This is a genomic window from Micromonospora sp. NRRL B-16802 (assembly GCF_001279555.1).
GTDB lineage: Bacteria > Actinomycetota > Actinomycetes > Mycobacteriales > Micromonosporaceae > Micromonospora > Micromonospora profundi.
Genome location: NZ_LGEB01000001.1, coordinates 242,088 through 260,924 on the forward strand (window position 1 = coordinate 242,088; position 18,837 = coordinate 260,924).

Sequence of the window (18,837 nt, forward strand, 5' to 3'; positions counted from 1 at the left end):
CGGCGGATCGGCCGGGCGCACCCGACCGATCCGCCGGTCCACAGAGTTATCCACAGCTTGGCCGGTATCCACAGCGGTTATCCACAGCACGAAAACGACTCTGAGTCTGATAAGGGTATACAGTGACCGATTCTCCCGAGTCCACACCGAACGAGCCCGAGGTCCCCGCCGAGGCCATCGCCGCGGTGGTCGCGCACGACCGGATCGAACCGGTCGGGCTCGAGGTGGAGATGCAGCGCTCCTACCTCGACTACGCGATGAGCGTCATCGTCGGTCGTGCGCTGCCGGACGTCCGGGACGGGCTCAAGCCGGTCCACCGCAAGATCCTCTACGCGATGTTCGACTCCGGCTACCGTCCGGACCGCGGCTACGTCAAGTGTTCCCGCGTCGTCGGCGACGTGATGGGCCAGTTCCACCCGCACGGCGACTCGGCCATCTACGACGCGCTGGTCCGGATGGCGCAGCCCTGGTCGCTGCGCTACCCGCTTGTCGACGGCAACGGCAACTTCGGCTCGCCGGGTAACGATCCGGCCGCCGCGATGCGCTACACCGAGTGCAAGCTCGACCCCCTCGCCATGGAGATGCTGCGGGACATCGACGAGGACACCGTCGACCTGCAGGACAACTACGACGGCCGGGCCAAGGAGCCCACGATCCTGCCGTCGCGGATCCCCAACCTGCTTGTGAACGGCTCCGAGGGCATCGCGGTCGGCATGGCCACCAAGATCCCGCCGCACAACCTGCGGGAGATCGGCGCGGCGGTCCAGTGGTGTCTGGAAAACCCGGAAGAGGACGAGGAGACGACCCTCGAGGCGCTGCTCGGCATCGTCAAGGGTCCGGACTTCCCGACCCACGGTCTGATCGTCGGCACGACGGCCATCCAGGACGCCTACCGCACGGGTCGTGGCTCGATCCGGATGCGCGCAGTGGTGGAGGTCGAGGAAGACAAGCGGGGTCGGCCGTGTCTGGTCGTCAGCGAGCTGCCCTACCAGGTCAACCCGGACAACCTGGCCGAGCGCATCGCCGAGCTGATCAAGGAGGGCAAGCTCGCCGGTATCGCCGACATCCGTGACGAGTCCTCCGGGCGTACCGGTATGCGGATCGTGCTCGTGCTCAAGCGCGACGCGGTCGCCAAGGTCGTGCTGAACAACCTCTACAAGCACACCCAGCTTCAGGAGACGTTCGGCGCCAACATGCTGGCCCTGGTCGACGGGGTGCCGCGCACGCTCAACCTGGCTCAGTTCATCCGCTACTACGTCGAGCACCAGATCGACGTGATCCGCCGGCGGACCGCGTATCGGCTGCGTAAGGCTGAGGAGCGGGCGCACATCCTGCGCGGTCTCGGCAAGGCCCTCGACGCGCTGGACGAGGTCATCGCGCTGATCCGGCGTTCGCCAACCGTGGACGACGCCCGCCAGGGCCTGATCCGGCTGCTGGAGATCGACGAGATCCAGGCGACCGCGATCCTCGACATGCAGCTGCGCCGGCTCGCCGCCCTGGAGCGGCAGCGGATCGTTGACGATCTGGCCAAGCTCGAGATCGAGATCGCCGACCTGAAGGACATTCTCGCGAAGCCGGAGCGGCAGCGCAGGATCGTCTCGGAGGAGCTGGGCGAGATCGTCGCGAAGTGGGGCGACGACCGGCGTACGCAGATCATTCCGTTCGACGGCGAGGTCTCGATGGAGGACCTCATCGCCCGGGAGGACGTGGTCGTCACGATCACCCGAACGGGTTACGCGAAGCGGACGAAGGTCGATCTCTACCGCTCACAGCGGCGTGGCGGCAAGGGCGTCAGCGGCGCCACGCTGCGGCAGGACGACATTGTCAGCCACTTCTTCGTATGCTCCACCCACGACTGGATTTTGTTCTTCACCAACAAGGGCCGCGTCTACCGGGCCAAGGCGTACGAGCTGCCGGAGGCCAGTAGGGTAGCCAAGGGCCAGCACGTGGCCAATCTGCTCGCCTTCCTACCGGACGAGCAGATCGCGCAGATCATCGAAATCCCGAACTACCAGGTAGCCCCCTATCTGGTACTGGCCACGAAGAACGGCCTGGTGAAGAAGACGCGGCTCGAGGAGTTCGACTCCAACCGTTCCGGCGGAATCATCGCGATCAACCTGCGCGATGAGGACGAGCTGGTCGGTGCTGCGTTGGTGGCTCCGGAGAACGACCTGCTGCTGGTCTCCAAGAAGGCGCAGGCGATCCGGTTCAACGCCTCCGACGAGGCGCTGCGGCCGATGGGCCGGGCCACCTCGGGCGTGATCGGCATGCGCTTCACGGACGACGACGTCCTGCTGGCCATGGAGGTCGTCCGGGACGGTCTGGACGTCCTGGTGGCCACTAACGGGGGATACGCGAAACGTACCCCGATCGAGGAATACCCGGTGCAGGGCCGGGGAGGTAAGGGCGTGCTGACTGCGAAGATCACCGAACGGCGCGGTGGTCTGGTCGGTGCCGTGGTGATCGACCCGGACGACGAGCTGTTCGCGATCACCAGCAACGGTGGTGTCATCCGGACTCCGGTGAAGCCTGTACGCCGTACACGTGACCGGAACACAATGGGGGTCAAGCTGATGGACCTCCCGGACGGCGTGACTATCGTGGCGATTGCTCGCAATGCCGACGAGCCTGACGAACAGGACTAGTTGAATGACGGAGACACAGGCGAAGTCGGGGAACACGGGGACCTCGGCCAACCCGGTCGACGAGGAGGCCGCCAAGAGCGGCACACCAGCGACCGGCCGCGCGGCCGTGGGCCGGGCCACGGTTCCCGCCGACGCGCCTGCCCCGAAATTCACAAGGGCTCCCGGTATGACGCCGCCGCCGGAGCAGCCCGGCGACGACGGTGGATCGGGCGAGGGCAAGGCGGAGAAATCCACCACCGAGGCGCCGACGTCCGCCGGCTCAGCCCCGGCGGCGTCTGCCGGGAACTCGGCTCGCCCGACGACCACACAGCCGATCAGCACACGACCCGGTCAGGCGTCCTCGACCAGCGCCACCGGCACCCAACCCCGGATCACGCCGGGGATGACCCGGCCGGATTCGGGGCGTACCGCCGCTGGTGGCCGCCCGGCGAGCGGCGGCGGCCTGCCCCCGGGCATCGGTAACGCGTCCGCCGTCGGGGCCGCACGCGTCGGTGAGGCGGTACGCGCCGCGCGTACCTCAGTCAGCTCGGCCGCGTCCCGCGGGCCGCGCCGGGCACGGCTGAACCTCAAGCGCATCGACCCCTGGTCGGTGATGAAGTTCGCGTTCGCCGTCTCGGTGGTGCTCTTCATCGTGGTGGTGGTCGCCACCTCGGTGCTCTACCTGGCATTGGACGCGATGGGCGTGTTCCAGAGCGTCAACGACAGCCTCAGCGACCTGGTGAACGCAGGCGGTGGGCAGAGCACCAGCGGCTTCCAGATCAACGCCAAGGGCGTGATCCTCAGCTCGGCGCTCATCGGCCTGGTCAACGTGGTGCTGTTCACCGCGCTGGCCACGCTGGGAGCGTTCGTCTACAACGTCTGCGCCGACCTGGTCGGTGGCATCGAGCTGACGCTCGCCGAGCGGGACTGAGTGGCCGGGACGCCGGGGCGCTGCGAAAATGCGGTCGCTCCGGCGTCTCGTACTCGGGTAGGTTTCCAGGTGTCGATGGCCCGGCTCGCGGGGCTGGACCCCGATTTGGGGCCAGCTGAGCGGATGGGTTAATCTTGCTCGTCGCAACGCGGGGCTATAGCTCAGTCGGTTAGAGCGCAGAGCTGATAACTCTGAGGTCGCTGGTTCGATTCCAGCTAGCCCCACCGCATTGTCGTCCGACGGTAGTCGAGCGCAAGGGGTCGCCCCATGTTCAAGAAGCTGCTGATCCTGGCTAGCGTCGTCGGTGTGGCCGCCGTCGTCTACAGCAAGGTCAAGGCCTCCAACGACGAGCGCGCGCTGTGGCACGAGGCGACCACCTCGCCTGACCTGCGCTGACGTCAGGCCGCGACGAGCGATTGTCACGGCCACCCGCGGGGCCCTAGCTCAACTGGCAGAGCACTGCCTTTGCAAGGCAGGGGTTAGGGGTTCGAGTCCCCTGGGCTCCACCAGCACTTTCATCGGTTGATCTCGGTCGGCTGTCATTCGGATCGTGGAGTTCCCGGCAGTTCCATCACCGTGAGCACTGTTCTAGGCTTGCCGACCATGGCCGTACCCCTTGCCATCCCCGCACCGGACGCGACGGTGATACCCACGGGCCGGCGCCGTGCCCGGACGGGTCTACCCCTGGCCCTGCTTGCTGTCCTGGCCGGGGTGGCCGGTCTCGTCGCGGCTGTCGCGATCGTGGGCGGGATCCACGAGCCCCGGTCGTTCATGGCGGGGCTCTTCGGGGCCGGCATCCTGATGGCACTCGGTGTGCTGGGGGTTGTGCTCTTCGTGGCGTTCTGGCGGCAGCGCCGGACGAGGATCCTCATCGACCGCACGGGGCTGTGGCTCGACATCGGCGCGCGGCGGAACGTCGTCCCGTGGCGCACCCTCGCTGGTGTCGGCCTGTTTCAGAGCCAGGGGCGCAAGATCGCTTTCCACTCGTTGGAGTTGTACCCGACGGGTCCCATCGACCGTGACGACCCGGTGCTGTGGACGCTGGTGCGCGACGAGGAGCCGTTCCGCCCCGGGCTGCCTCATCTGCGGTACCGGCTCCGGATCGAGACAGCCGACGTGCCCCTGGCGGTGGCCGTGGTCCGCCACCACGCGCCGCACCTCTGGTTGGGTGAGGCCGGGCGTCCGGGCGGCCACATCGGACGTCCGGACCGCGCAGGGCATCGCGAGCGCACTCGGGCGCGGAGGCGGTAGCCGGCACCCGTCCCGCCACGCCTTACTGTCGGTGAGCCTGAACGCGGGAGCCGCTCGACGGATCACATGGTTGGATCGACGAGTCGACCCGGAGGGGGCATGGTGGCGGCCAGAGCGATCATCTTTCACGGGACCGGCGGCAGCCCGGACGTCTGCTGGTATCCCTGGCTGGCAGAGCGGCTCAAGGGCCGGGGCTATACCGTCGAGGTACCGCACTACCCAGCCATCAACGTCGAGCCGATCGCCACGTTCCTGCCAAGGGTGCTGAACGGGCACCGCTTCGACGAGGACACGGTCCTGGTGGGGCACTCCGGCGGCGCGGCTCTCCTGCTGGCTCTCCTGGAGCACGTGGACGTGACCGTTGCTCAGGCGATCCTGGTCGCCGGCTACTGCACCCCGCCCAACACGGAGGAAGAACCGGTCCTTCAGCCGAGCTACGACTGGGCCGCGATCCGGTCGCACGTGCGTGACATCTACTTCGTCAACTCGCGCGAGGATCCGTACGGCTGCGACGACCGGCAGGGACGCGCCATGTTCGAGCAGCTCGGCGGCACCCAGATCGTGCGCGACGACGGGCACTTCGGCGACTACGACCAGCCGTACGACCAATTCGAACTGCTCGACCGCCTCATCCCCTGACGCCGTGGGTAAGACCTCGAGGCACAGGTGTTTGGCTGGTTCCTTGCCTGAGCCGGCCCGTCTCCCGTCTCGATGTGCCGGAATGCATGATCACTGGATGAACGAGCAAACAGTGACGATGCAGGTGTACTGCCGGCTGGAGGTGATCGTGACCGATCCCGCGGCGGTCAGCGCTCTCGCCGTACGAGAGCTTCGGGCCGCCGACATCGACTGGTCCACTGAGGAAGATGACCTCGAATCCGCCGTCGAGGAGTTGCGGGCCGACCTTGCCAGTTCCCTGGCCGGTGTCGTGGACATCAGTGGGCTCGTCGACGGCATCCCCGGGGTGGAGTTCCGCGGCGGCCTCTGCTGGGCGGAGCAGGCACCGCCCCGCGATCCGTTCGGGCAGCGGGATAAGCCCGCTCCGGCAGCCGGATAAGGCGCCGTCCGTCAGGCAGGCGGGGTGAGCGGGGCGGTCTCGCCCCGCGCGATGGTGCGTACCTGCTTGACCCAGCCACGGCGGCGGGCCTCGTCGACGAAGTCCCGCAGCGGGGAGCGGAACACCGGATAGTCGTCGTAGTGGATCGGCACTGTCAGCTTCGGCCGGATCAGCTCCACCAGGTCGGCGCCCTGCTGGGCGTCCATGGTGAGCAGGATCCCGGCGACCTTCGTGCCGCCGAGGTGGATCAGCATCGCGTCGATGTCCGGGTAACGCTCGGGGATGGTCGTTAGCAGGGGCCGGTTCAACGTGTCCCCGGTGACGTAGAGCCGGAACTCGCGCCGTCCGGCGCGCTCCACGTCGATCATCGTGCCCATCACGTCGGGGAGTAGCCGGTCCAGCGCGCCCGGGCCGTGCTTGCCGGGCATGGAGGTCAGTCGCACTGTCGTACCGTCGCGGTGCAGTTCCCGGGACGACCAGGTGGGCAGGCCCTCGGCGGCCCGGAAACCCCAGCGGCGCAGCTTGCGCTCCGCTGCGGGCGTCGTGACGATGGGCAGTTCGCGGTCCAGTTCGCGGCGGGCGACCCGGTCGAAGTGGTCGCCGTGCAGGTGGGACAGGACCACGGCGTCCAGCGCGGGAAGCTGGGCGATCCGCAGCGCAGGGTCCGTGCGTCGGCGCGACCACAGACCCTTTCCGAGGTACGCGCGCTGGCCCCGATGCAGGAAGTTCGGGTCGGTCAGCAGGGTGAACCCGCCGATCCGCAGCAGTGTCGTCGCGGTTCCGATGAACGTCACCTGTGGATGTTCGGCCACTGTGTCCACCTCCCTCGGCTGCCGTACCCCAGCCGGCTGCGTCCAAGCGGCGCGACGGCGATCAGTCCTGGGATGCGTCCGTAGCCTGGTCCGGGTCTTCGCTCGATGGTTGCCGGTCGCCGGCGGACGGCAGGCGCTCCACCAGCCTGGTGAGCGCGCCGTTGGCGAAGGTGGCACCGAGCGCCGATCCGGCCCCGATGGTCCAGCCGACCGGCCCGAGCGGCGTGCAGCCGAAGAACTGGCTGAGCCCCGGTGTCTGTACCACAACGACCAGCACACCCAGTGACGCCGCCGTGGACGCCAGCACCGCGGGGCTGGTGCCTCCGGCCAGGACGGTCTGGCCGAGCTGGGTGCCGACCAGGGAGACGAGGGCGACAGTTCCGGCCCGCCGCCGGCGGCCGGTGTACCGGGCGAGCGTCCACCCGGTGGTCGCGCCAAGTGTGGTGGCTGCCGCGCGCAGCCCGATCTCCCTGCTGAGGGTCGCTCCGAGCGACGCGTCCGGACCCTCCCGGAGCAGGCTGTCGGTGCTGTCCGCGGCAGGTGGGCGGACGGCGATGGCCAGCGCCGGTGCCAGGTCGGTGAGGAGGTTGACCAGCAGGAGTTGTCGCCCGGTGAGCGCGGAGCGGCCGGTAGCGGCGGCGCTCAGGACGCTGAACGCGATCTCGCCGAGGTTGCCGCCGACGAGGATGCTGAGTGCGTGGCGTACCGACGACCACATGGCCCGACCCTCGACAAGGGTGGCGATGATGGTTTCCAGTCGATCGTCGGTGACCACCAGGTCGGCGGCAGCTCGGGCGGCCGGGGTGCCCCGCTGGCCGAGCGCGATACCGACGTCGGCGAGTCGGATCGCTGGCGCGTCGTTGGCGCCGTCGCCGGTCATGGCAACGGTCCGTCCGCATTTCTGCAGGGACTGGATGATCCGTACCTTGTGCGCCGGGGTGCAGCGGGCCACCACGTCCGTGCGGGCGAGCCGTTCGGCGAGTGCCTCGTCGTCGAGTTGGTCCAGCTCGCCGGCAGTGACGACCCGCTGCTCGTCGTGCTCGCTGATGGTGGCGGCGATCGCTTCGGCGGTGGCCGGGTGGTCGCCGGTGATCATGATGGTGTGCACGCCGGCCTGGCGGATCCGGCGTACGGCCGGCGCGGCGCTCTCCCGGACACCGTCGGCCATGGCGAGGAAGCCGACGAAGGCCAGGCCCTGGACCTGGTCGTCGGTGACGTCCGGGCTGGTCACCGTGCACTCGGCGACGGCAAGGATCCGGTGCCCCGCGCCGGCACGGTCGGCAAGCATCCGGTGCAGCTCGGCGCGTCCGGCGTCGTCCAGCGGCTCCTGCCGGCCGTCGACGCGGCGGGTCGCGCAGCGCGGCAGTACCGTCTCCGGCGCGCCCTTGACGCTCAACAACAGGCGGCCGTCGGTCTCCCCGACGCTCGCGTGGTAGCCGCGGGACGGCTCGAACGGCAGCCCACCGGCCGCCTGCCACCCGGGCGCGCCGGTCTGCTCCACCACATTGCCCGTGGTTGCCCCCCGCCGGACCGCCCGGTCGGTCTGCAACGCCAACTCCTCCGGATCGGCCGCCGCAGGCGTCGCCCGCAGCGCCGCCGCCAGCGTCAACCGGAGCCGGTCGTCCAGCCGGTCCACCGACGCGTACCGGTCGCCGGCACCGTCACCGACCCCGGCGAGCAGCAAACGGCCCTCGGTGAGGGTGCCGGTCTTGTCGAAGCACAGCACGTCCACCCGGCCCAGCGCCTCGATCGTGCGTGGATTGCGGACCAGGGCACCGTGCTCGGCCAGCCGTCGGGCGGCGGCCAGTTGTGCCGCGCTTACCAGAAACGGCAGCCCTTCCGGCACCGACGCGACGGCCAGGTTCGCGGCGGTCGCCGCCGTCTCCCGCAGGGGTACGCCCCGAAGCAGTCCCGCGCCGGCGACCGCGATCGCCGAACCGGCTGCCAACGGGATGGCGGCCTTGGTCAGCGAACCGAGCCGAGCCTCCACCCCACTGGTCGGAGGTGCCTGCCGGACGAGCGCCATGCTGCGCCCTGCCTCGGTGTCGGCGCCGGTCGCAACGACGACTGCGGTGCCGTGCCCGGCGGCGATGGTGGTGCCGTCGTAGAGCATCGAGTGCCGGTCGGCGAGGGCGGTGGCGACCACCGGCCTGTCGGTCTTGGCCACCGGCAGCGATTCGCCGGTCAGCGACGACTCGTCGGCCTCCAGCCCCACCGATTCGAGCACCCGGCAGTCGGCGGGCACCGAGTCACCGGATTCGAGGGTGATGAGGTCCCCGGGCACCAGGTCCTCCGCGGCGACCACCCGTTCGGTGCCGTCCCGGCGGACCCTCGCGGTGACCGCCGAGCGGGACAGCAGTGTGGCAAGTGACCGTTCGGTGTTGCGCTCGTGGACCGCCCCGACGAGTGCGGAGCCGCCCACCACGCCGCCCACGAGTGCGGCGTCGACGAGCGAGCCGAACGTGGCCGAGAGCACCGCCCCGGCGGCGAGCACCGGGGTGAGTGGGTTGGCCAGCTCGTCCACGAAGGCGCGCAGCAGCCCACCGGCCGGGGCGTTGCTGTCGGGCCTACCGTGTCCGCTCTGCCGGTGGGACGCCTCCGCGCTGCTCAGACCGCCCGGCCCGGTGTGGAGCCGGTGCAGGACCGCGTCGACAGGCATCAGGTGCCAGGCTGTCGCCACCGGTGCAGGGGTGTCCGTGTGGTCCGGAACGCGCCCGGCCCGCCACACGCCGTGGGCGAAGGCGAGCGCCGCCGCGCCGTTCACCGAGGCGAGGGCGCGCAGGGGGAGCTGCGTCCGTGGGGCGGTGAAGGCGCCCAGTGCGCCGAGACCGGTGCCGGCCATCGCCAGGCGGATGTTCTGCCCGGCCATCCGGCGGGCCACCCCGGCCGCCTCCACGATGAGCGCCACCACCCGCAGGTCGGTGCCGACCAGCAGGTGCGCACCCCACGGTGGCAGGTCATCCGGCCCGCTCAGACCGAGGCCGCAGTCGGCGGCGGCGAGCCCTGCCCGGTTTCCGGACACCAGCATCACCACCGCGCCGTCACGTTGCAGTGTCCGCACCGAGTCGGCGAGCTGGTCACCGCCGGGCAGCAGGGCGTCGGCGAAGCCGTACCGTTCGTCGTCCGCTCCCGCGACCACCAGCCGCAGCCCGGCGTGCCGTGCGGCGGTCGGAAGGCCGTCGACGCCCGGCGCGGGTTCCGGCTCGACACGCAGCAGCGCGGCAAGCCGGTCGCCGTGCGCGAGGCCGAGCACCTGGCCGCCGGCCGAGCGCAGCCGGTCGCTGTCGGCGGTGTCGCCGGGGTCCTCGGCGTGCAGTTGCTCCAGCGGGCCGAGTCGCCAGCCGTCGACCTCCCGCGACGCGCCCGGCGCGTCGGGGTCGAACAGCGCGAACGCCCGCTCGGCCACCTGGTCGACGTCGGCTCCGGGCAGCGGTGCCAGGTCGGCGAGGCCCCCTCGGTCGGAGCCGAGTACGGCGGCGTCGAGCACCAGCGTGTCGATGCGGTCCAGCTCCCGCAGCACGCTGCGGTCCATGGCGATCACGCCTCGGCGGGCCAGGATCCGGCCGAGCTGCGCGGCGTACCCCTCGCGGCCACTGCCGGGGGCCTTGGGCAGCGCGGAGAGGCCTACCGAGCCGGCGCGTTTGTGCCCGACTACGGGTATGGCCGCCAGCGCTCCCGCCGCGCCGGCGATCAGCATGCCGTTGACGTACCGCTCGATCGGACCGTCCGGCTTCGGTCGGGGGCGGTCGTCCGGGTGCCACCGTGCGCTGGCCCGGTCCGGTGCGCCGGTCAGCCGCGGTTCGGCCTGTTCCCAGGCGCGTAGCTGTGCCCGGGCTTCGCCCCACTGCACGATCCGCTGTGCGCCGTCCAGGACGATGCCGATCCAGCCGCCGGTGATGCCCTGCACCACTGCCTCGGTGAGCGGAAACAGCAGTTCGGCGCGCGGGTCCGAGCGGAGTCCCCGGTCGGCGAGCGCGTGCAGTTTCGGGTGCAGGTCGACAGCGCTTACGAGCCCGACCACCTCACCGGGTACGGGTGTCAGCGGCAGGATCCGGGTCGCCGCGGAGATGGTCAGGCCCAGCACGTCGGAGGCCAGCGCTCCGAGGGTGCGTGGCGTACGCGGCCCCTCCTCTGGCGGGTGGGGCGGTGGGACGTCCGGATCGGGGTCGTGATCGCAGGTCCGCTCGGTCCGCTCGATCGTCCTGATCAGGTCGCCCAGGTCCGGCTCCGGCGCCTGCACCGCGACCACCACCCGGCCTGAGGGCGCGTTCACGCGTGCCCAGATCACCCCGGGCAGCCCTTCCAACGCGCTCTCCACCTGCCGGGCCAGCTTGTCGCCGCCCGGTTGGCAGACACCGTGCACCTCGATGTGGTGCCGGCCGGGGCGGGAGCGGACCTTCCGGCGGGTCAGGCCGGCCAGCCGGGCCAGCCGGGTCGCGGTCGGGCCAACGGTGCGCGACGCCGCGCCGACCAACTGCGGCACGTTGACGGACGGCAGCAGACGGCCGGCGGCGCGACCCACCGCCGTCATCGAGGCGTACGGTCGCAGTGGCGCCCGCCCGGCTCCCTGCCGCTGCTGGTTCTGCCGTCGGCCATCGTGCCCTCCCGCTGCCTCGGATCCGGAGGGCTGGCTTCCCGACGTGGCATCCGTTATGCCCCGCGAGGAGGGGAACTTCGCCGTGGATGGCGGACGAGAGTCAGGTCACTCCCGGTTGACCTGAATTGAGGTTGAGGTCGCAGGCTTGGGCCATGCCGACCAGTACGAACCCGAACCCGTGTCTGACCGACGCTCCGACGGCGGCCCGGCGGTGACCGCCACCGCTGTTTCGCCGGAGCCCGGGCTCTGGGCACCGCGGCTGCGGGCCATGACAGTGGGCAGCGTCGCGCTGATCTCGCTCGTCGCGTTCGAGGCGCTCGCGGTCGGTACGGCGATGCCGACCGTGGCGCGCAGCCTGGACGGTCTCGCCCTGTACGGGATCGCGTTCGGCGGTTCGTTCGCCGCCAGCGTGATCGGCATGGTGGTGTCCGGCATCTGGTGCGACGCCCGAGGGCCCCGGGCGCCCCTGTGGCACGGCGTCGGCTGGTTCGTCGTCGGGTTGGTGGTGGCCGGAACGGCGCCGCTGATGGGTTTCCTTGTCGTCGGTCGGGTGGTGCAGGGCTTCGGCTCGGGCCTGCTCTCGGTGGCGCTGTACGTGATCGTCGCTCGGGCGTACCCGGAGGATCTGCATCGGCGGATCTTCGCGGCGTTCGCCGCCGCGTGGGTCGTGCCGTCGCTTGTCGGCCCGGTGCTGGCTGGCCTGATCGTCGAGCACCTGGGTTGGCGCTGGGTGTTCCTGGCGGTGCCGGCGTTGGCCGTTCCCGCGGTGTTGCTGATCCATCCCGGCCTGCGGTCGTTCGGCGCTACGGTCGCGAGCCGGGTGCCGGCGGGGGCGGTGGCCCGGATCGCCTGGGCGTGCGGGGCGGGGGTGAGCGCCGCGCTGTTGCACATCGGGGGACAGCAGCGCGGCGTGACCGCCGTGGTGCTGGTCATCATCGCCCTGGCCGGTCTGCTGGTCTGCGCTCCCCGCCTGCTGCCGGCCGGGTTCCTGCGGGCCGCCCGAGGGCTGCCCACTGTGATCGGTCTGCGGGGTCTGGCCTCGGCGGCCTTCGTCGGCGCCGAGGTGGTCATCCCGCTTCTGCTCTCCCGGGAGCGAGGGTTCTCGCCGACGGCTGCCGGGCTGGTCCTCACAGTGGGGGCGTTGGCGTGGTCGGTGGGCTCCTGGGTGCAGGGGCGTGTCCCGGTGCCGGCCTCCCGGGCGAGCCTGCCCCGGGCGGGGCTGACCTTCATTACTGTCGGCATCGCGTTGGTGGCGGTCGCTGTCCAACCTGTTGTGCCGGTGGCAGTCCTCGTGCTGGGCTGGGCCGCGGCCGGTGTGGGCATGGGTCTGCTCTATCCGTCGCTGTCGGTGCTCACCCTTGAGTTGTCCGCCCCCGGTGAGCAGGGCCGCAACAGTTCCTCGCTGCAACTGGGCGACGCGCTCTTCGCGGCGACCGTACTGGCGCTCACCGGTGCCGTGCTGGCGGCCGGAAGCGCGCCAGGTGCGGGCAGCTACACGGTGACCCTGGTGGTGGCCGGCGGCCTGGCGTTGGTCGGTGCGCTGCTGGCCGGCCGGGTGGTGGTCGGGCGTACGCGGCCGGGCGGGTGATCCGCGCGGATTCGACGGTGTGACGCCCGGCCGGGCCGGGAGGATGGCGGGCAATGAGCTTCCTGACCGTCCTGCCACTGGCCGTGGTGGTGGCCGCCGGAACGAAGCTGATCGTGGCGGTCTTCCTCGCCTCGTCGGACCGGCCCCGGGCAGCGTCGCTGAGCTTCCTCGCCGGTGTTGGGCTGGTGGTGGCCGCCGGGGTGACGGCGAGTTGGCTGCTGACCCGCTGGTTGGGTGGGCTGACCGCCGACGCCAGCGCCGTCGCGGGCCGGGTCGACAGGGGCCGGCTCATCGACGTGGTGGTGCTCGTCCTGCTGGTGATGCTGGCCGTGGTGGTCTGGGTGCGCCGGAACCGGGCCGGGCCGCCCCGGTGGCTGGGCAGCGTCGGACGCGGCGATTCGCGCTGGGCGCTGCGAGCGGGTGTGGTGCTCGTCGTGGTGGCGCCCCCCGACGACCTGACAATGGCCGCCGTCGGAGCGAGCGTGGCCCGACACGATCTGCCGTGGTGGCATCTGTTGCCGTTCGTGCTGGTCACAGTGTTCCTGCTGGCGTTGCCGTTGTTGGCGCTGCTGCTGCTCGGGCGTCGCGCGACCCGGGTGTTGACGGCCCTGCGGCGGTGGGCCGAGGGGCATGCCTGGGTGGTGAACGAGGTGCTTATCGCGTTCTTCGCGCTGTTCACAGTGCTGGACCTGGTGCGCTCGGGGTGAGGCGGCGCACACCTTGTCACGTGTCGCCTCCGACTGCCGTCATCTGCCGTGGGCCGGGTGGCTCGGTGGTGACAGTGGATGGCGGCGGGACGGGAGACGACGATGAAGGTGCTTGTCACCGGGGCGGGTGGTCATCTGGGTCGGCCGACGCTGGCCCGGCTACGCGAGGACGGGGTGGATGTCCGTGCCACCGGCCGGCGGGCGCGTCAGGACTCCGACGTCGAGTGGGTGGTCGCCGACCTTGCCACCGGGGACGGTGTGGCCGAGGCGGTGGCGGGAGTGGACGCGGTGCTGCACCTGGCGTCCTCGCCTCGGGGCAGGACCCACCAGGTGGACGTGCTGGGCACCCGTCGGCTGGTGGTGGCAGCCGCCGCGGCCGGCGTCCGGCACCTGGTCTACGTCTCGATCGTCGGCGTGGATCGGGTGCCGATCCCGTACTACCGGCACAAGCTCGCCGCCGAGCAGGTGGTCGCTGCCGGTCCGGTGCCGTGGTCGGTGCTGCGGGCCACCCAGTTCCCCCAGTTCCTGGACGACCTGCTGGCGTCCAGTTCCCGGCTGGGCCCGGTGATCGGCGACCGGGCGGTGCTCGCCCAGCCGGTCGACCCGGGCGAGGTGGCGGCCCGCCTCGCGGCCCGGCTGGTCGCCGGCCCGCTCGGTGGAATCGAGGAGTACGGAGGCCCGCAGGTGCTCCGCTTCGACGAGGCGGTCCGCGCCTGGCGGGAGGCCCGAGGCTCACGCAGACCGCTGCTGCCGGTGCGGATTCCGGGCCGGCTCGGTCGTGAGCTGCGCGCCGGTGGTCTGCTCACCGACGCCCTGCCGCGCGGCGTACGCACATGGGCCGACCATCTCGCCGACACGTACGGGGGAACCGGCCGGAAATGAGACCGACGGCCGTTCACGTTCGCCTTACGGTGACGCCATGTTCGCTGTCGTCATCACCGTGATCCTCTACGTCGCCGGTTTCGTCTTCCTCTACGGCGTGATCCGGGTCGGTGTCCGGCACGCCCTGGAGGATCTGGAGTTGTATCGGGCCAAGGCCCGTCGCGCCGAGGAGATGGCCGCCTCGCGCGACCGCACCTTCCTGCGCGAAAACGCCTTCCTGTCCGGCAGTTGAGTCGCGCTCCCGTGCAGCCCGACCAGGTGGCGTCGCGGGACGGCTCGGAGGTCGACGGGCGACCCGACGCGGCAGGTGCGAGGATCGCACCCGTGATGGGAACGCTGAAGACCGAACCGGCCCGTGCCCGCCTCGACCTGCTCGCCGCGCCGGTGGCGGAGGCCATCGCCCAGTGGCCCGTCGAGGCGCCGGTGGACGTCGACGACGTGTTTGTCGCTCCGATCGACGCCGACCTCGCCGACACGGCTGCCTTCTGCGCCGCGTACGAGGTGGGGCTGGAGGTGTCGGCCAACTGTGTGGTGGTGGCCGGCAAGCGTGAGGGTGTGGTCCGCTACGCGGCCTGCGTCATCCTGGCCACCACCCGTGCCGACGTCAACGGGGTGGCCCGGCGGGCGTTGGACGTACGCAAGGCGAGCTTCGCCCCGATGGACGACGCGGTCGAGTTGACAGGCATGGAGTACGGCGGCATCACGCCGATCGGGCTGCCGGCCCAGTGGCCGATCCTCGTCGACGCTCGGGTGATCGCCACGCCGCACGTGATCATCGGGTCCGGCGTACGGCACAGCAAGATCGCGCTGCCGGGGCCGGCGCTCGGCGCCCTGCCCGGCGCGCAGGTCGTCGAGGGCCTGGCCAAGCCCGCCTGAGCAGAGATCACCGTCGATACTGTTGCACGTGAAACATCGCGTGCGTGGTCAGTTCGTCGCAGACTCCCGCTGCTCGACCTCGGCGAGAGCAGCCAGCAACGTCTGCGTCTCCTGTGCGCCGGAAACCGCGTACTTCCCGGCCAGGACGAAGGTCGGCACGCTGCTGATGCCCAGGTCCCGGGCGGTGGCCAACTGTGCGGTGATGTCGGCGACGCGCTCGTCGGACTCGAGGAACCGGCGTGCGTCGGCGGCGTCCAGGCCGATCCCGCCGGCGATGGCGGCCAGTGCCTCACGGGAGCCGATGTCGACACCCTGTTGGAAGTGCGCCTGGTAGAGCGCCTCGACCATCTCGGCGGCCCGACCGTGGTCGGTGGCGTACGAGACCAGCCGGTGCGCGTCGAAGGTGTTGGCGATCAGCGCGCTGTCGAAGTCCAGTCGTAGCCCGTCAGCGGCAGCGATCTGGGTCACGTGGTCGAACATCTGCCGCGCCCGCTCCGGCCCGCCGAACTTCGCGGCCATCGCCTCCACAGTCGGGCGGGGCTCGGGCACCGGCGACGGGTCGAGCTGGAACGGCCGGTAGCGCACCGTCACCTCGCCCTCGTAGCGGGCCAGAGCCTCATCCAGCCGCCGCTTGCCGATGTAGCACCACGGGCAGACGACGTCGGCGTAGATCTCGATCTCCATGATCGGTGGCAACCGCCCGGTCAGCCGAGTTGTTCCCGTACCTGCCGCTTGAGTCGGCCCAGGATCGCCGTGCCACCGCGTACGCGCAGCGGGCTGATCGCCTGCGCCAGGCCCATCCGCTGGTAGAGGTCGTCCGGCACGGCCAGCACCTCCTCGGCGCTCGCGCCGGCCAGCCCTTCGGCGAGGATCCCGGCGAACGCCCTCGTGGTGGGCGCCTCCGGCGGGCAGTCGAAGAGGGTGTCGACGACCCCGTCCGGCGTCACCTGGGCGCGCAGGAAGAACGCCGTCTGGCACTCCGGTACCTGCTCCATGCCCTCGCGCACGGTGTCGTCCGGCAGTGGTGGGACGACGTCCGCGTACTCCAGGAGCATCTCCAGCACCAGGTCGCGCGGCGCGGCAGCGAACTCGTCGACGATCTCGGCCAGTCGGGCCGGCATGTCAGCCATGCGTCGAGGCTACCGCCGTTAGGAGGGGCCCCTTCCTATACCCGAGGCGTTAAGAAGGGGCCCTTCCTTACACAGTGGGGGTTTGCTCGCTGATCTCGCTGAGGGCGCTCGTCGGGTCGAGCTGCATGGCCAGGTCGCCGAGCGACACGATCCCGACAAGCTTGCGGTCGCTGTCGCAGACAAGCACCCGCCGGATGCCCCGGTCCCGCATGAGCGTCGCCGCCTCACCAGCCGTGCAGTGCTGCTCGATCATGACCACCTCGCGGGTGATGATCGAGCCGATGGTGGTGGACGCCGGTGAGCTGTTCTCGGCCACTGCCCGGACCACGATGTCGCGGTCGGTGAGCATGCCGGCGAGAGTGGCGCCCTCGGTGACCACCACGTCGCCGATGTCCGCCTCCTTCATCACCTTGGCCGCCTCGTCCAGGGTGGTCTCCACCGGCAGATAGACCACCTGCTTGGTCATCACGTCACTGACCCGGTAACCGGCCATGAGTTCCTCCGAAGACTTTTTCCCACCCGACCGACCTGCGGTACCCCCGTCACCTGGCGGCTACACCCAGGTTCCCACGTTCGCTGTGTACTTCGTGGACGATGCGCTCCACCAGACCGTCCAACGGCAATTCCACGCGGCCGTCGCCGACCCGCGCACGCAACTCGACGTACCCGTCGGTCAGGCGGCGGCCGACCACGACGCTGCGCGGGATGCCGATCAGCTCGGCGTCGGTGAACTTCACACCGGCCGACACGTGCGTCCGGTCGTCGACAAGCACGCGCACGCCGGCTGCGGCGAGGCGTCCGCCGAGCTCCAGCGCCGCGTCGAGCTGCGGCCCCTTACCCGCAACCACCAGGTGTACGTCGCACGGCGCGATCGCTGCCGGCCAGCAGAGCCCCCTGTCGTCGTGGTGCTGCTCGGCGATCGCCGCCACGGCCCGGGAGATCCCGATGCCGTAGCAGCCCATCGTGGGCCGGACGGGTTTGCCGGCAGGGCCGAGCACGTCGACAGCGAACGCGTCGGTGAACCGGCGGCCGAGCTGGAAGATGTGCCCGATCTCGATGCCCCGCCGGATCGTCAACTCGCCGTCGGCGCAGTCGGGGCAGGGGTCGCCGGCGCGTACCTCGGCCGCCTCGATCGTGCCGTCCGGTGTGAAGTCCCGTCCGGACACCACACCGGTCGCGTGTCGACCCGGCTCGTTCGCGCCGGTCAGCCACGCCGAGCCGGGTGCCACCCGCGGGTCGACCAGGTAGCGGACGCCCAGCTTGTCGAGCCCCTGCGGGCCGATGTACCCGCGTACCAGTTCCGGATGCTCGGCCCACTCGTCGAAGACGGCGACCTGTGCCGGGTGCAGGGCCGCGCCGACCCGCTTCAGGTCGACCTCCCGGTCACCGGGCAACCCGATCACCAAGGGCTCGGCCCGCTCGGCGCCCGGCTGCCGCACAGTCAGCACGACGTTCTTGAGGGTGGCGGCGGCTGTCCAGTCGTCCCGGCCGCCCAGCCGGCGGGCGTTGGCCAACTCCACGAGGCTGGCGATCGTCGGCGTCTCGGGAGTGTCGTGCACCTCGACGGCAGGCTGCGCGACCGGATCAGCGGCGGCCGGCGCCCGCGTGACGACCGCCTCGGTGTTCGCCGCGTAGTCGCAGGTCGTGCAGCCCACGAACGTGTCCTCGCCGACCGGCGTCGTGGCAAGGAACTCCTCCGACGCCGAGCCGCCCATCGCGCCGGACATCGCGTGCACCACCGTGTAGTCCAGGCCCAGCCGGTCGAAGATCCGCCGGTACGCCGCCCGGTGCCGGGCGTACGCCTCCCGCAGCCCTTCGTCGTCCAGGTCGAAGGAGTACGCGTCCTTCATCAGGAACTCCCGGCCGCGCAGCAGCCCTGCCCGGGGCCGTGCCTCGTCGCGGAACTTCGTCTGCACCTGGAACAACGTCACCGGGAAGTCCCGGTACGAGGTGAACAGGTCCTTGACGAGCAGCGCCGCCATCTCCTCGTGGGTGGGCGCCAGCAGGTGCTCGGCGCCGCGCCGGTCGGCGAGGGTGAAGATGTCGTCGCCGTACTCCGCCCACCGGCCGCTGGTCTGGTACGGCTCGGCGGGTAGCAGCGCCGGGAAGTGCACCTCCTGGTCGCCGATCGCGAACAGTTCGCCCCGCACCACCTCGGTGATCCGGTCCAGCACCAGCTTGCCCAGCGGCAGCCAGGTGTAGCCGCCCGATGCGGCGCGGCGGATGTAACCGGCGCGCAGCAGCAGCCGATGGCTCGGCACCTCCGCGTCGGCCGGATCCTCGCGCAGGGTCCGCAGCAACAGGGTCGACATGCGAAGCAGCATGGGCGCAGCGTAGAACGCACGCGTCGACCACGACGACTCAAATTCACCTCGCGCCGGG

The 18,837-nt window shown here is 70.9% G+C and carries 16 protein-coding genes, 2 tRNA genes and 1 pseudogene; 13 read left to right on the forward strand and 6 right to left on the reverse strand.

The annotated features are described in order from the left end of the window. Positions 1-122 precede the first annotated feature (122 nt). The 8 genes from gyrA to ADK66_RS01180 all read left to right on the forward strand — a co-directional run bounded on the left by gyrA (position 123) and on the right by ADK66_RS01180 (position 5,863). The gene (gene gyrA / locus ADK66_RS01150; RefSeq protein WP_053651710.1) at positions 123-2,645 is read left to right on the forward strand and encodes a DNA gyrase subunit A; all 2,523 of its coding nucleotides are present in this window, start codon (positions 123-125) and stop codon (positions 2,643-2,645) included. A 4-nt stretch (positions 2,646-2,649) separates the two neighbouring features. Then, positions 2,650-3,555: a DUF3566 domain-containing protein gene (locus ADK66_RS01155; protein WP_053651712.1), complete on the forward strand. Its 906-nt coding sequence runs from the start codon at positions 2,650-2,652 to the stop codon at positions 3,553-3,555. 150 nt (positions 3,556-3,705) lie between these two features. After that, a tRNA-Ile gene (locus tag ADK66_RS01160) sits at positions 3,706-3,779 on the forward strand. Between the two features lie 43 nt (positions 3,780-3,822). After that, positions 3,823-3,951 (forward strand): DLW-39 family protein, encoded by a 129-nt coding sequence (locus ADK66_RS32095; RefSeq protein WP_209273410.1) that lies wholly within the window; start codon positions 3,823-3,825, stop codon positions 3,949-3,951. 37 nt (positions 3,952-3,988) lie between these two features. After that, positions 3,989-4,064: transfer RNA gene (locus ADK66_RS01165), tRNA-Ala, on the forward strand. Positions 4,065-4,158: 94 nt separating this feature from the next. Then, the gene (locus ADK66_RS01170; protein WP_053651714.1) at positions 4,159-4,806 is read left to right on the forward strand and encodes a hypothetical protein; all 648 of its coding nucleotides are present in this window, start codon (positions 4,159-4,161) and stop codon (positions 4,804-4,806) included. Between the two features lie 99 nt (positions 4,807-4,905). Continuing rightward, positions 4,906-5,445: an alpha/beta hydrolase gene (locus tag ADK66_RS01175; RefSeq protein WP_053651716.1), complete on the forward strand. Its 540-nt coding sequence runs from the start codon at positions 4,906-4,908 to the stop codon at positions 5,443-5,445. Positions 5,446-5,542: 97 nt separating this feature from the next. Further along, on the forward strand, positions 5,543-5,863 hold the full coding sequence (locus ADK66_RS01180; protein WP_231639861.1) for a hypothetical protein: 321 nt from the start codon (positions 5,543-5,545) through the stop codon (positions 5,861-5,863). Positions 5,864-5,874: 11 nt separating this feature from the next. On the opposite strand, the gene ADK66_RS01185 is transcribed toward ADK66_RS01180, so the two are convergent. Both ADK66_RS01185 and ADK66_RS01190 read right to left on the reverse strand, forming a co-directional pair. After that, positions 5,875-6,657: an MBL fold metallo-hydrolase gene (locus ADK66_RS01185; RefSeq protein WP_231639862.1), complete on the reverse strand. Its 783-nt coding sequence runs from the start codon at positions 6,655-6,657 to the stop codon at positions 5,875-5,877. Positions 6,658-6,696: 39 nt separating this feature from the next. Further along, a pseudogene (locus ADK66_RS01190) lies at positions 6,697-11,206 on the reverse strand (HAD-IC family P-type ATPase); the annotation flags it as partial. Positions 11,207-11,450: 244 nt separating this feature from the next. Here ADK66_RS01190 and ADK66_RS01195 point away from each other — a divergent pair. From ADK66_RS01195 to ADK66_RS01215, 5 genes are all read left to right on the forward strand, one after another. Continuing rightward, a complete protein-coding gene (locus ADK66_RS01195; protein WP_231639863.1) occupies positions 11,451-12,860 on the forward strand; it encodes an MFS transporter in 1,410 nt (469 codons plus the stop codon). Between the two features lie 53 nt (positions 12,861-12,913). Then, the gene (locus ADK66_RS01200) at positions 12,914-13,567 is read left to right on the forward strand and encodes a GAP family protein (RefSeq protein WP_053651720.1); all 654 of its coding nucleotides are present in this window, start codon (positions 12,914-12,916) and stop codon (positions 13,565-13,567) included. A gap of 78 nt (positions 13,568-13,645) precedes the next feature. Then, the gene (locus ADK66_RS01205) at positions 13,646-14,449 is read left to right on the forward strand and encodes an SDR family oxidoreductase (RefSeq protein ID WP_231639864.1); all 804 of its coding nucleotides are present in this window, start codon (positions 13,646-13,648) and stop codon (positions 14,447-14,449) included. A 37-nt stretch (positions 14,450-14,486) separates the two neighbouring features. Continuing rightward, positions 14,487-14,681 (forward strand): hypothetical protein, encoded by a 195-nt coding sequence (locus tag ADK66_RS01210; RefSeq protein ID WP_053651724.1) that lies wholly within the window; start codon positions 14,487-14,489, stop codon positions 14,679-14,681. Between the two features lie 95 nt (positions 14,682-14,776). After that, positions 14,777-15,325 (forward strand): YbaK/EbsC family protein, encoded by a 549-nt coding sequence (locus ADK66_RS01215; RefSeq protein ID WP_053652334.1) that lies wholly within the window; start codon positions 14,777-14,779, stop codon positions 15,323-15,325. Between the two features lie 48 nt (positions 15,326-15,373). Here ADK66_RS01215 and ADK66_RS01220 read toward each other — a convergent pair whose 3' ends face one another. The 4 genes from ADK66_RS01220 to ADK66_RS01235 form a co-directional block, all read right to left on the reverse strand. Continuing rightward, a complete protein-coding gene (locus ADK66_RS01220; protein ID WP_053651726.1) occupies positions 15,374-16,009 on the reverse strand; it encodes a DsbA family protein in 636 nt (211 codons plus the stop codon). A 20-nt stretch (positions 16,010-16,029) separates the two neighbouring features. Further along, positions 16,030-16,455, reverse strand: coding sequence for a SufE family protein (locus tag ADK66_RS01225; protein WP_053651729.1), 426 nt, complete (start codon positions 16,453-16,455; stop codon positions 16,030-16,032). A 67-nt stretch (positions 16,456-16,522) separates the two neighbouring features. Continuing rightward, a complete protein-coding gene (locus ADK66_RS01230) occupies positions 16,523-16,948 on the reverse strand; it encodes a CBS domain-containing protein (RefSeq protein ID WP_053651731.1) in 426 nt (141 codons plus the stop codon). Positions 16,949-16,997: 49 nt separating this feature from the next. After that, the gene (locus ADK66_RS01235; protein ID WP_053651732.1) at positions 16,998-18,779 is read right to left on the reverse strand and encodes a proline--tRNA ligase; all 1,782 of its coding nucleotides are present in this window, start codon (positions 18,777-18,779) and stop codon (positions 16,998-17,000) included. Positions 18,780-18,837 lie beyond the last annotated feature (58 nt).